This window comes from Mesobacillus zeae, from assembly GCF_003570705.1.
In the GTDB taxonomy this organism is placed as follows: domain Bacteria; phylum Bacillota; class Bacilli; order Bacillales; family Cytobacillaceae; genus Mesobacillus_C; species Mesobacillus_C zeae.
In genome coordinates this window covers 320,897-332,978 of sequence record NZ_QWVT01000015.1, presented here as the reverse complement: position 1 = coordinate 332,978, position 12,082 = coordinate 320,897, and the positions used below count along the sequence as shown (strand labels likewise).

At 43.8% G+C, this 12,082-nt stretch carries 13 protein-coding genes; 5 read left to right on the top strand and 8 right to left on the bottom strand.

The annotated features are described in order from the left end of the window. The first annotated feature begins 119 nt into the window (after positions 1 to 119). Together D1970_RS22355 and D1970_RS09855 are read left to right on the top strand one after the other, a co-directional pair. Complete coding sequence (locus D1970_RS22355; protein WP_181213256.1) at positions 120 to 266, top strand: hypothetical protein; 147 nt, start codon at positions 120 to 122, stop codon at positions 264 to 266. Positions 267 to 625: 359 nt separating this feature from the next. After that, the gene (locus D1970_RS09855) at positions 626 to 1,156 is read left to right on the top strand and encodes an HD domain-containing protein (RefSeq protein WP_119112676.1); all 531 of its coding nucleotides are present in this window, start codon (positions 626 to 628) and stop codon (positions 1,154 to 1,156) included. 289 nt (positions 1,157 to 1,445) lie between these two features. On the opposite strand, the gene D1970_RS09850 is transcribed toward D1970_RS09855, so the two are convergent. From D1970_RS09850 to D1970_RS09825, 6 genes are all read right to left on the bottom strand, one after another. Further along, positions 1,446 to 2,246 carry an AI-2E family transporter gene (locus D1970_RS09850; RefSeq protein WP_246370054.1) on the bottom strand — a complete coding sequence of 267 codons (801 nt, stop codon included), beginning with the start codon at positions 2,244 to 2,246 and terminating at the stop codon, positions 1,446 to 1,448. Positions 2,247 to 2,559: 313 nt separating this feature from the next. Further along, positions 2,560 to 3,390: a PhnE/PtxC family ABC transporter permease gene (locus tag D1970_RS22935; RefSeq protein WP_119112675.1), complete on the bottom strand. Its 831-nt coding sequence runs from the start codon at positions 3,388 to 3,390 to the stop codon at positions 2,560 to 2,562. Between the two features lie 2 nt (positions 3,391 to 3,392). Further along, positions 3,393 to 4,181: a PhnE/PtxC family ABC transporter permease gene (locus D1970_RS22930; protein ID WP_119112674.1), complete on the bottom strand. Its 789-nt coding sequence runs from the start codon at positions 4,179 to 4,181 to the stop codon at positions 3,393 to 3,395. After that, positions 4,178 to 4,936 (bottom strand): phosphonate ABC transporter ATP-binding protein, encoded by a 759-nt coding sequence (locus D1970_RS09835; RefSeq protein ID WP_259339638.1) that lies wholly within the window; start codon positions 4,934 to 4,936, stop codon positions 4,178 to 4,180. Before D1970_RS09835 ends, D1970_RS22930 begins: the two co-directional genes overlap by 4 nt. Before the next feature lie 10 nt (positions 4,937 to 4,946). Further along, positions 4,947 to 5,819 carry a putative selenate ABC transporter substrate-binding protein gene (locus D1970_RS09830; RefSeq protein ID WP_119112673.1) on the bottom strand — a complete coding sequence of 291 codons (873 nt, stop codon included), beginning with the start codon at positions 5,817 to 5,819 and terminating at the stop codon, positions 4,947 to 4,949. A gap of 158 nt (positions 5,820 to 5,977) precedes the next feature. Continuing rightward, the gene (locus D1970_RS09825; RefSeq protein ID WP_119112672.1) at positions 5,978 to 7,531 is read right to left on the bottom strand and encodes an ABC-F family ATP-binding cassette domain-containing protein; all 1,554 of its coding nucleotides are present in this window, start codon (positions 7,529 to 7,531) and stop codon (positions 5,978 to 5,980) included. A gap of 177 nt (positions 7,532 to 7,708) precedes the next feature. Between D1970_RS09825 and D1970_RS09820 the strand changes: the two genes are divergently transcribed. Together D1970_RS09820 and D1970_RS09815 are read left to right on the top strand one after the other, a co-directional pair. Then, positions 7,709 to 8,647, top strand: a complete 939-nt coding sequence (locus D1970_RS09820; RefSeq protein ID WP_119112671.1) for an NADP-dependent oxidoreductase — start codon at positions 7,709 to 7,711, stop codon at positions 8,645 to 8,647. A 148-nt stretch (positions 8,648 to 8,795) separates the two neighbouring features. Then, complete coding sequence (locus D1970_RS09815; protein ID WP_119112670.1) at positions 8,796 to 9,077, top strand: AbrB/MazE/SpoVT family DNA-binding domain-containing protein; 282 nt, start codon at positions 8,796 to 8,798, stop codon at positions 9,075 to 9,077. A gap of 168 nt (positions 9,078 to 9,245) precedes the next feature. On the opposite strand, the gene D1970_RS22345 is transcribed toward D1970_RS09815, so the two are convergent. After that, complete coding sequence (locus D1970_RS22345; RefSeq protein WP_181213255.1) at positions 9,246 to 9,413, bottom strand: hypothetical protein; 168 nt, start codon at positions 9,411 to 9,413, stop codon at positions 9,246 to 9,248. Between the two features lie 363 nt (positions 9,414 to 9,776). On the opposite strand from D1970_RS22345, the gene pssA reads away from it, so the two are divergent. Then, the gene (gene pssA / locus D1970_RS09810; protein WP_119112669.1) at positions 9,777 to 10,538 is read left to right on the top strand and encodes a CDP-diacylglycerol--serine O-phosphatidyltransferase; all 762 of its coding nucleotides are present in this window, start codon (positions 9,777 to 9,779) and stop codon (positions 10,536 to 10,538) included. 68 nt (positions 10,539 to 10,606) lie between these two features. Here the strand turns inward: pssA and arcD are convergent, their stop codons facing one another. After that, positions 10,607 to 12,037: an arginine-ornithine antiporter gene (gene arcD, locus D1970_RS09805; protein ID WP_119112668.1), complete on the bottom strand. Its 1,431-nt coding sequence runs from the start codon at positions 12,035 to 12,037 to the stop codon at positions 10,607 to 10,609. Positions 12,038 to 12,082: the final 45 nt, after the last annotated feature.

Genomic DNA, 12,082 nt, shown 5'->3' with positions numbered 1-12,082 from the left:
GCATCATCAAGTATGATGCCGGGTTTCTCTATGTTATATGTTTATTTCCCATGTTTTTCTTGTTTTAAAAAGCCTGAAGTAGTCTAAATAAAGAGCAAATGTTTCAGGGAGGTACGGAAATGGAATTATCGAAAGCAGCGGACATCATGAGGAAAGAACAATTCACGCAGGAGGAATCGGAGGACACAATTGCCATACTTGCTGAGACAAAAGGGCTTAATATCATGTCAGCACACTACTTACTTTATGACAAGAAAGTAAACTGATCCGTCCAGGCAAGTCATTTTTCAGTCTTTCTTTAATCAGGAAACAAAAAGTGCGTTCCACTACCGGAGCGTGCTATTTTTTATTGTGCGCGTGAGGAAGACACTTCCAACTTCATTAGGACCAGGTGCTAACTTCTTACGAAAGAAAACTTCCCCTTAATTATCCTAAAATAACACCTGGGAGAGCAGCCTATAATATTAATACTTTTCAGATATACAACATTTGCCCGATGTAAAGAATTGCAGAGTTCCTCTGTTTATGCTATCCTCGGAAAAATAGATTACAGGTGATAACATTTAAAAATTAATGAAAGCTTCACCGTGAAATTTCTTTTTAATTCTTAGGAGGAGGAGTTTTTATGAGGGATGTAACACTTTTGGATATTTTCGAGCATCCTATCACACAAAAATATGTAAAACGGTCAGGGTTTGCCCACGCCATAGCGGTGGCCTATCATGCTTTTAACCTTGCCAAAGACGGGAACGAGGATGTCGACAGCGCCGCCAAAGCTGGATTTCTCCACGATATCGGCCATTTTACCTGGTACCGGAACGGAAAATGGGATTACGAGCTCTACCGAAAAAATGATATCCACCCCATTAAAGGTGCTGAAAGGGCACACAAGCTGCTTATTCGGCTGGGTGAAAATCCAGTGAAAGCTAAAACGATTTCGTTAGCCATCCTTTTCCATACAGACTCTTTCCTCCCTACTAATGATATTGAGAGGACAAAGCTGCAAAAAGTCGTAAAGTTGGCAGACGAAAAAGACGAAGAGCAGGGCGGCCTTCACCACTATCGAAAAATTGACAGGGAACGTGCGCGGGAAAGCCTCATACGGCTTGATGCTCTAATTGACAAAGAGCTGTCACAGCCAGACAGCGCAGTTTAACAGCATTTCAATCATTTACAGCCGTGCTAAGATCTTTTTCATCAAGGAGCAAACAGCAGGCCAGAAAAAAATTACTATGAAAACAAAAATATCGCGAATTCCCTACTATGATTAGCTAAGTAGTGACGATTTTTTCCTAACATCCTATCTAATTTCAAACATAAGGATTCAGGCATTATTGTCTGAATTTATTTTTCATACTGTAGAAACTGCCTTTTTTGGCGCAGTCGATAAAACCTCCTGATATCCTTCACAATTATTTTCACTATAGAATAAAGTGGTATGGCAATCAGAATGCCGATAAAGCCATACAGGGCCCTGCGGCGATAAGCAGGAGAATAACAGTGATTGGATGAAGGTTGAGCCCTTTTCCCATTACCTGCGGGATGATAAGGTTTCCCTCTAGCTGTTGAACAACGGCCAGAACAATCACGACTTTCAGGGCAGTAAACGGACTGTCGAGAAGAGCGATAAAAAAAGCAGGGATCATTCCCATGACTGGGCCGAAAAAAGGGACGATAGTCAAAAACATGGCGAACATGGCAAGGATAAGTGCAAAATCAAGCCCAATCAATCTGTAGCAGATATACATGAGTACTCCATCGACAAAAGCAATAATAAACTGCCCAGTGACATATGTAAACAGCGCTTTGTCCACATCGGCCAGTATTCTTTTTCCTTCGCCTTCATGCTCCGCAGGAACCAATTTAATGATATACGGCATCAGTTTTTCCTCATCTTTCAGGTAAAAGAACAGAAGGAAGGGTACCACAGCCAGCACAGTTGCAACGCTTGTGATTGTCGACAGGAGCGCGATCGTGTTCTCGCCAAGTTTCTCGGAAATGCTGCGAAGAAACGAAAATGATTTCTCTTTGAGCTTTTGAGTGTCTATAAACCCTAAATTATTTTCTTTCATCACTTTTTCCGAATCTGTAGAAAACTCTTCCACTTTCTCAGGGAACTGACCTGTAATATCGGAGATTTGCTCACCAACCATTGGTCCAGCAAAATAAAAGAAGGTGAAAATCAAACCACCTACCGCAAAAAAGACGAGCAGAAATGCTGACCACTTTTGGAAGTTTTTTTGCAAGCAGCCGCACCGGCGTCCTCAATTTATAGTAGAGTAAGCCTGCAATCAATACCGGAAAGAAAATGGCTGCAATAAACTCCTGGACGGGCCATACAAAAAAATCAATCTTGCCCAACATAAAGATAATAAGCAGAACGAGCAGCATCCCCGTACTTTACTTAAAAAACGGTTTATTCAACCACATACCAGTACCCCTGTATATTTTGTCTATCGTATATTTCTTTCCCCTGTAAGTAAAACAGTTAAACCAAGCAAGGAAATAATAGATCAAATTATGTAAAAAAAATAAACTGCCAGGCAATGTGCCAGCAGTTTATTTGACGAAGGAACGCGAACGCTCAGAGATAAAATCCGCAATGAAAACAAGAATTAAATAGCAAACGAGGAGGAGCGATACCTCCGTGTAATGGAAGAAACTCATGTTTAACTTGAACTGCTGGCCAAGACCGCCCGCACCAACCATTCCAACTACGATGGTCGTACGCATGATGACTTCCCACCGGTAGAGAATATAGGTTAGGAACTGGGGCAACACGGCAGGGAGGACTCCATACAGCAAAATTTGCGTTTTACTTGCGCCTGCTGCCGCGAGATTCCTGACAGGCCGGGAATCACTGTCCTCAATCGCCTCCGCACAAAGCTTGCCCAGGATTCCGAAATTATGGAGTGCGAGCGCAATGGCTCCCGGCAGTATGCCTGGCTTGAAAATAAAGATGACAATCATAGCCCAGACAAGCTCGGGAATTGCCCTGCTCACAACATATGAAGCTCTTATAAGTCCGTATGAAAGCCAGCTATGCCATTTTTGCGACAATGTAAGTGTTCCGTCAGCTACATTGCGGGCTGCAGGAATAACTGTCAGAAACATGACAATCGTGGAAAAGCCAATCGCCATCATACTCATCTGCAGTGTCTCACGGGTGAGTCCCAAGGCCTGTTTCCAGCTTGTCTTGCTAAGAAACGCATTGTTATCTTCTCCGACCCCTATGAGTCCTTTGAAAAATTCCGCAGCATGCGAGGCGTTCTTTTCCGTAAACAATTCCGATAGACTTGCATTTTCAGCAACGATGACAAAATACCAGGAACCTATGAAAAGAAGGAAGAAAAGCATCATTGAGAGTGTAACAAAATTCATCTTTCTCATTTTTATGAACCGAGCCTCCTTCTCAACAGCGTGCTCCATCCGTCAATAATAACAACAAGGAGGATGAGGAAGAAAAGGAACGTCCACATCTGACTGTAGGCAAGATCATCAAGCGAAAGCTGAATTTGGTACCCGAGACCGCCCAATCCAATGAAACTCATAATGGCACTTGAACGGACCGAGCATTCAAACCGATACATTGAGTAGCTGATAATTCCCGCTCTGACAATCGGCAGGTAGCCGTAAAAAATGCACTGCCATGCAGAAGCGCCAGTCATTTTTAACGCCTGGATTGGTTCGGCCGGAACATCTTCCAGCATTTCGGCAAAAATCCGTCCAAGCATACCGCCATAAGGGATGGCCAAGGCAAAAATGGCGGCATATGGTGTCAGACCGAATGAAGCCACAAAAATCAGGGCCCAGACAAGCTCATGAATGGCCCGCATAAAACTGAGCACTCCCCGGAAAATACGCTTTAACCATCTCCTGCTCTTATTCCCTGGAGCAAGGATTCCGGACGCAAGCAATCCCAGAAAAAAAGCCAGCACGAGAGCGAGGCTCATCCCGGCAGTCGCATAGGCAAGCGTAATCCAGGCAGACTCCAATGCAAGCATAATCATGTCAGGAGAAAAATCCGGATGGAGCGCAGCTTCAAAAATTTGTCCTGCCATCGCCAGTCCTCCCGCATGCAAGAGTCCTTTATCCCAGTCGACAGGGAGGAGGCTCCAAACGAAAGCCAGCAAAAGGATGAAGGTTAAAATTTTTCGTTTATGCAATTCAAAGTTCATCATTTCTGACTATTCCCTTCCAAACTGTAAAGTTCAGCAAGCAGGGTGTCGGACACTTCGGAAACAGGACGATCAAAAAAGAGTTTTCCATCCTTCAAAGCAATCACCCTTGAAAAATATTTCAGGGCGTAGTCAACAGAGTGAAGGGAGGCCACCAATGTTTGGTTTTCCTCCGCGGCAATCCTTGTCAGCATCTTCAATATATCTTCCGCTCTCGCTGGGTCGAGGGAGGCCACTGGTTCATCAGCAAGAATGATTTCAGGATCTTGGACAAGCAGCCTCGCTAATGCTACGCGCTGCTGTTCTCCTCCAGAGAGGCTGGAAGTGCGCTCGAAAACCTTATCTGAAAGGCCAACTCGGTCCAGCGCTTCAATTGCTCTTCCTTTGTCCTGGGGAATAAGCAGGGAAAGGACTGACTTCCACAAAGACCAGTCAGACAGCCTGCCCGCAAGGACATTGTGGATGACGGCAAGCTGCGGCACAAGATCGAATTGCTGGCGAACCATCCCTATCTTCTGCGCGCGGCTTTTCCTGTCACAATATGAATCAAGAGGCTTTCCATCTACCAAAATCTCGCCGTCGTCAGCCGGGAGCATGGAGGCAAGAATATTAAGCATCGACGTTTTACCTGCACCGCTTGGGCCAATAACGGCCACGTGTTCGCCTTTATTTATAACAAAAGAAAGGGAAGATAATGCTATCTTCCGCCCATAGTGTTTCGATATTCTATTTAGTTCAATCATGGTCTCTTGGGCCACTTTTGATCACCTACTTGATAATTTTCAGCTGTTTCGCCACTTTTTCAATGGCCGCATAGTTGTCGTTGTCTGTCTCGATGAATTTGTCTGTCTGAAGAAGTTCCATGATTTCATTATCATCAGACTTCATGCTTAGAAGTGCAGCTTTTACTTTTTTCTTTGTCGCGTCGTCCATTTTATTGACCGTCCAGTGATAGTCATAATAAGGAGGTGTTTTATAGAATACAGAAACTTTGTCTGTATCCACTTTTCCTTCCTTAACTGCCGCATCCCATACTGAGACGTTCAGCGCACCTGTCTGGAATGCACCCGATTCCACAAGTTTGTATGTCTTGTCATGCGAACCCGAATAGTTGGGAGTACCATCAAGATCAGTATCAGGGTTAACGCCAGCCTCATTAAGAAAGTAGCGGGGCATCAAGTGGCCAGAAGTTGAGCTTTCACTTCCAAAAGTGAAGGTTTTTCCTTTTAAATCCTCAAGCTTTTTGATTTCCACACCTTTTTGGGCAATAAATACGCTTTGAAACTCTTTATCAATCGGCCTTTGTGCGACCGCTTCAGCTTCAGGGACCAAATTTCTGGCCTGGACGCCGGTGAGCCCGCCAAACCACGCCATTTTAATCTCTCCGCGGTCGAATGCTGTTACAAGCGCCGAATAATCGACAGAAGGGACATATTCTACCTTAAGGCCTGTTTTTTCCCCAAGGTCTTTTGCGAAGTCGTCCATGCTTCTATTTAAATCCGCAGCATTCTGGTCGGGGATAGCGCCAATTTTAAATGCTTTTTCGTTCTCTTTACTTTTTCCTTTGTCGCTTTCCGAGGAGCAGGCGACTAGGGAAAAGAGTGCCATCATTGCTACTAATACCATAAGCATTTTTTTCATGTTGCAGTCTCCTTTAATGGCAATATACATATCAAATACTACACCTGAATGAAAAAGATTATCAATTCAATATATCAATTACATTTATATTCAAGTATCTATTTACTAGATAACATAAAAACAACCTGATGGAATCACCAGGTTGTTTTTTGTTATAGCTAGGATAGTTTCCCTGCCCACTCTTCTACATTCCAAATCTTCGTGACCCAGTCTTCATAGAAATCAGGCTCATGGCTGACGAGGACAATCGTCCCTTTGTAGGCCTTTAACGCCTTCCTCAGTTCTTCTTTTGCTGAAACGTCAAGATGGTTGGTCGGCTCGTCAAAGACTAGCCAGTTGCTTTCATGCATCATCAACTTACAAAGGCGTACCTTTGCCTGCTCTCCACCGCTCAATTGATTAAGCGGGCGGGAAATATGTTCATTTTTCAGCCCGCAGCGTGCCAGGGCAGCCCTTACCTGATGCTGGTCCAGCGCAGGGAACTCATTCCATACATCATCAATTGGCGTGATCTTGCCAGCTTTGACTTCCTGCTCGAAGTAGGAAGGGAACAGGAAGTCTCCGCGTTCGATCCTTCCGCTAAGCGGCGAAATTTTTCCAAGCATCGTTTTTAGAAGAGTGGATTTACCGACCCCGTTCATGCCGACAATGGCGATTTTTTCACCGCGTTCAACAGTAACTGACATTTTCGGGAACAATGGATGGTCATACCCAATCTCGAAATCCATTCCTTCAAACACATAACGGCTGCTGCTCCGTGATTCCTTGAATTCAAAGGAAGGTTTGATTGCGGTTTCCGGCCGGTCAATTCTTTCCATTCTGTCAAGCTGTTTTTGCCTGCTCTTTGCGCGGCCTGTTGTGGAGTAGCGAGCCTTATTTTTGGCGATGAAATCTTCTTGTTTCTTGATGAATTCTTTTTGTTTTTCATAGGCATTTAAATGCTGGTTTTTATTGATTTCTGCCAATTCAAGGAACTTTTCATATGTTGCTGTATAGCGCGTAAGCTTTGAAAATTCCAAATGGAAAATGACATTTGACACAGAGTTCATGAATTCCGTGTCATGGGATATCAGGATGAAAGCATAAGGGTAATCCTTGAGATAGCCAGACAGCCAGCGGATGTGCTCAACATCGAGATAGTTCGTCGGCTCATCTAGCAGGAGCACTTTAGGCTGTTCGAGCAATAATTTTGCAAGAAGGAGCTTCGTCCGCTGTCCGCCGCTCAGTGCTGCGACATCTCTGTCAAGGCCGATAGCATCTAGGCCGAGGCCGCGGGCTGCTTCTTCAACTTTGATATCGAGGGTGTAGAAACCGCCAGCATCAAGTTCATCCTGGATTTCGGACATTTGTTCAAGCAGCAATTCCAGTTCTTCTGGTGATGCTTCTGCCATCTTTCCAGTTACTTCATTTAACTCTTCTTCTTTTTTAAAAAGTGGAAGGAAAGCGTCCCGCAGAATATCCCTGATGGTCTTCCCTGGTGTCAGGACGGTATGCTGGTCAAGATATCCGTATTGTGTACCAGGAGTCCATTCCACTTTTCCAGAATCATGGATGAGCTGGTTCGTGATGATATTCATCAGCGTAGACTTTCCAACCCCATTTGCACCTACAAGGCCGGCATGGTCTTCTGCCAGCAGCCGGAAGGATACATCCTTAAACAGTGTCCGGTCACCGAAAGTATGGCTTAATTGATCAACAGTCAATAGACTCATGTTATAACATCCTCGCTTTTGTCTTAAGTCAATAAGTTTATATCCATTATACGATGATACTAAATTACAGGCTTTTCGACCAGCACTTTATAAAGGTAAAAAAGCAGGCATGATTAATTTGCGCTCCTAAGGGAAAAGACAGTGAATGGAGAACTTTTTATTCGAAGGAGGAAGAACATGAAAGCTATTGTTATAGAACAATACGGCGGAAAAGAAAACCTGAGGGAGAGAGAAGTGCCAACCCCTATCCCGAAAGAAGGGCAAATTTTGATAGAAATGAATGCCACTTCTATCAATCCGATTGACTGGAAGGTGCGCGAAGGGTACTTAAAGGACATGCTTCCATTCGACTTTCCAATCATACTGGGGTGGGATGCAGCGGGAACTGTTAAAGTAGTAGGGCCTGGCGCCTCAAAGTTCGCTGTTGGCGAGAGAGTATTTGTCCGTCCTGAAACGACCAGGTTTGGCTGTTATGCTGAATATATCGTGACGGAGGAATCGTTAGCAGCAAGAATTCCGGAAAATATAAGTTTCGAGGAAGCCGCGTCGATTCCTCTGGCGGGTTTGACTGCCTGGCAGGCTCTCTTTGATGCTGGAGGTCTTGAGGATGGAGGAAAAGTACTGATTCACGCAGGATCCGGCGGGGTAGGAAGTTTGGCGATTCAGCTCGCTCGCGAAAAAGGAGCCCATATTGCAACAACAGCAAGCAGCAAAAACCATTCCATGCTAAAAGAACTTGGGGCAGATATATGTATTGATTATAAAAACACCAAGTTTGAGGAAGTGCTGGAAGGATATGATCTAGTTTTCGATACGATGGGCGGAAGTATTCAGTCTGAGAGTTACAAGGTGCTGAAAAATGGAGGTAGGCTCGTGTCTATCGTTGAGCCGCCAAACGAAAATGTTGCCGATCAGTTTGGGGTTAATTCGGCCTTTGTCTGGCTGAAGCCTGACGGGAAAGAGCTTGGAGAACTTGCCGGGCACATGAAAGAAGGAAAATTGAAGCCGATTGTTGGACATACGTTCGATTTTACCGAGGCTGGACTTCGTGAGGCTCACGCATTAAGTGAGTCGCATCATGCAAAAGGGAAGATTGTCATAAAGATAAAAGAATGAAACGATTTTTACACTATCTACCAAAACACCATGGCCCTTTTTAGGGAATCTTGGCGTTTATTATCGAAAAATTTGAAAAAACCAATGCTTATTGATGCCAAAATATACCTCGCTTTGCTATAATTGTATATATAAAGGAGGGGTTAGTATGAAGGCGACAGGTATTGTAAGAAAAACCGATCAGCTCGGCAGAATTGTCATCCCAATGGAATTACGTAAAAAAATGGGCATCCATGAGAATGATCCACTTGAAATCTTTGTGGATGAAGATACAATCATCCTCCAAAAATATCAGCCGGATATGACCTGTATGGTAACTGGAACAGTAAGCACGGACAATGTGTCCCTCGCAGGCGGAAAAATTTGCCTGAGCCAGGAAGGCGCAGAACTATTAATGAGGGAATTACAGGACTATTTGTTAACAACATGATAACTTCAGCTAATGATATAGGGAACCTGCCTAAGCAGGCTGCCAAGTCCAAAAAAAGCCTTCGACTTTGAAGGCTTTTTTTATAGGGTAAGAAAATTCACCCTCAAAATTATCCAGTTATGTACTGCGTGCACCTTGATACGCAGTGAACCGGTGCTTCCGCTTTTCTTATTTCCCGGTATCGTTTGATTTTCGGTCACTTTTTTTGAATTCATCATCGAGTACGGGTTTTTCTTTATCCGCATCACCATCGGAAGAGCAGCCTGCAGCTCCTGTTGACAACAGCAGCACTGCTGTTAAGGGCATTCCATACTTTCTCCAGGTTTTCTTGTTCATCTTTACCCTCCTATCTCTGGTACATAAGTTTTACGTTACTATACCCAATATTTTAGAGTTTAAAATCGTAAACGCTGTTATTGGTTTCAGAGCCAGTTTTGACCAAGCAGTATTTACTGTTATAATGTGAACGGAAGATAATTGGGCTGCGGTTCGTCTTTTGCTGGGAATCGGTGCCTGCCAGAGGGAATATCCGGTTTTTATTCTGTTATTTTTTATATCGTGTTAATTTTTGCAGGGGAGTCGCCGAAAAAATAAAGGGAATGGAATATTTTTAAAGAATACTACATTATATTGGATTAAAAGAGGAAAACAGACTTAAATTTTACTTAAAAAAGCAATCAAGAAAGGGCAGCGTGTTATATGAAAAAGCATATACCTAATCTTTTTACATTCGGAAATCTATTTTGCGGCTATTTATCAATAAGTTATATTATGAACAATGATGCCAGGAACGCGACCATCCTTATTTTTATTGCCATCATGCTTGATGCAGTTGATGGAAGAGTGGCAAGAATTCTCGGTGTTTCAAATCCAATCGGGAAAGAACTTGATTCTCTAGCAGATATCGTCTCATTTGGAGTGGCGCCTGCATTCCTGGCAGCACATACATATTTCAGTGACTTTCATATATACGGAATTATGATGGCGGGATTGTTCCCGGTTTTTGGTTCATACAGACTTGCACGCTTTAATATCACTTCCTCGGAAGAATCACTAAAGCATTTCTCCGGGATTCCCATTACGCTGGCAGGGGGCATTGTCACTTTTCTGGTGCTGCTACATAATTACATCCATACAGGCCTATTTTTAATTCTATTCTACGCTCTTTGCTTCCTGATGGTCAGCACAGTAAGAATCCCAAGTTTCAAAAAAATAGGTCTTCCAAAAAACAGCATGTTGATTACATTGTTTATCTTTTATATGGTTTACCTTGCAGCCAAGACCAAGTTTGAACAAGTGCCATTCTTCTTTTACGTTGCGCTCGGAACTTATATTCTTTTCATTGTCGTAAGGTATATGAAAGAAAAGGAAACAAGGATCACTTTCATTAAGATGCCGCTGCCAAAGCGATTGAAAATCAAAGGATTCAAATTCAGAGGTAAGAAAAGAAAACCAAAATGATGAGAGAAAAAGGAAAAGGAGACCCAACCAGGGTCTCCTTTCCTTTTTCCTTTCAATGTCCTGCGGCACTAAATTTCAATCGCGCCTGTAAATAGTTCAATAATAGCCCAAACAGCTAGGAGGAAAATGGCAAACGCGACAGCAAGTTCGCTTTTGCCAAAATATTTCTTTTTTTGGGCTTCTTTTTCAGCAATCATATACACTATAATGCCTGGTGCGTATAGAACCATCGTAAGAAGGAGGTATTCCATTCCCGCAGCGTATACAAGCCAGATGGCGTAGATGCTTGATACTATCCCTAAAATGATGTCTTTCGTCCGGCTTTCCGTGACGGCATATCCATTCCCGGTCAAAGAAATCTTAAGCTGAAACAGGGCCGAGAACAGATATGGGAGAAGAATTGCGGATGAAGCAAGTGAAAAAGCAAAATTATACGGTTTGTCTGAAATCAGGAATGTAAGCAAAAATACCTGGATAAGAGAATTTGTGAGCCACAGGGAATGCGTTGGCGCTTTGTTTTTGTTTTCCTTGGCAAACCACTTAGGAAAAACATGGTCCTTTGCTGCAATATATGGTATTTCTGCTGCAAGCAGCGTCCATCCAAGCCAGGCTCCAAGGAGGGAAATGATCAGCCCAGCATTGATCAGGGCAGCACCCCATTTGCCGACAATATGCTCAAGAACATAAGCCATGGAAGGATTCTCAAGTCCTGCGAGCTCTGAATTAGACATGATTCCGAGTGACAGGAGTGAAACCAGGACATAAATGAACAGGGTACCTACAAGTCCAATTACAGTTGCACGGCCAACATCCTTTTTGTTTTCGGCCCGTCCTGATAAAACGACCGCTCCTTCAACCCCGATGAATACCCACAGTGTCACAAGCATCGTACTTTTCACTTGCTGGCCAACCGAACTCCATTCAAAAGCAGCGCCGCCTTTTCCCCAAAAATCTGCTGTGAACTGATCTATGTTGAAGGCAAATATGCCAATGATAATAAAGAGGAGTACAGGGATGAGCTTTGCAATCGTCGTGACCAGATTGACAAGAGCAGCAGAGTGAACGCCACGAAGAACCAGTGCATGGACTAGCCATAGCATGACAGAGGCGCCTACCACTGAGGCCATATTCTGTCCGCCGTCAAAGGTTTTAAAGAAATATCCAATAGCACTGAACATCAAGGTTGCATAAGCGATATTCCCAAGCCAGGCACTAAGCCAGTATCCAAATGCGCTGTTGAATCCCATGAAACTCCCGAATCCTTCCTTCGCGTAGCTGTAAATTCCTCCCTCAAGTTCCGGTTTCCTTACAGCCAGGTTTTGGAATGACAGCCCTAGTGCAACTATACCGATTCCGGTGACTGCCCAGCCGATAATGATAGCGCCCGCATTCGCCCCTGATGACATATCGCTTGCTAGGTTGAATGCACCGCCGCCTATCATCGACCCGATGACAATCGCGATGAGTGAAAAGAATCCAAGTTTCTTTTGGTTACCCATGTTCCTCACCTCATGAAAATTTATTAGATAAAAAGAGGGGCTGGC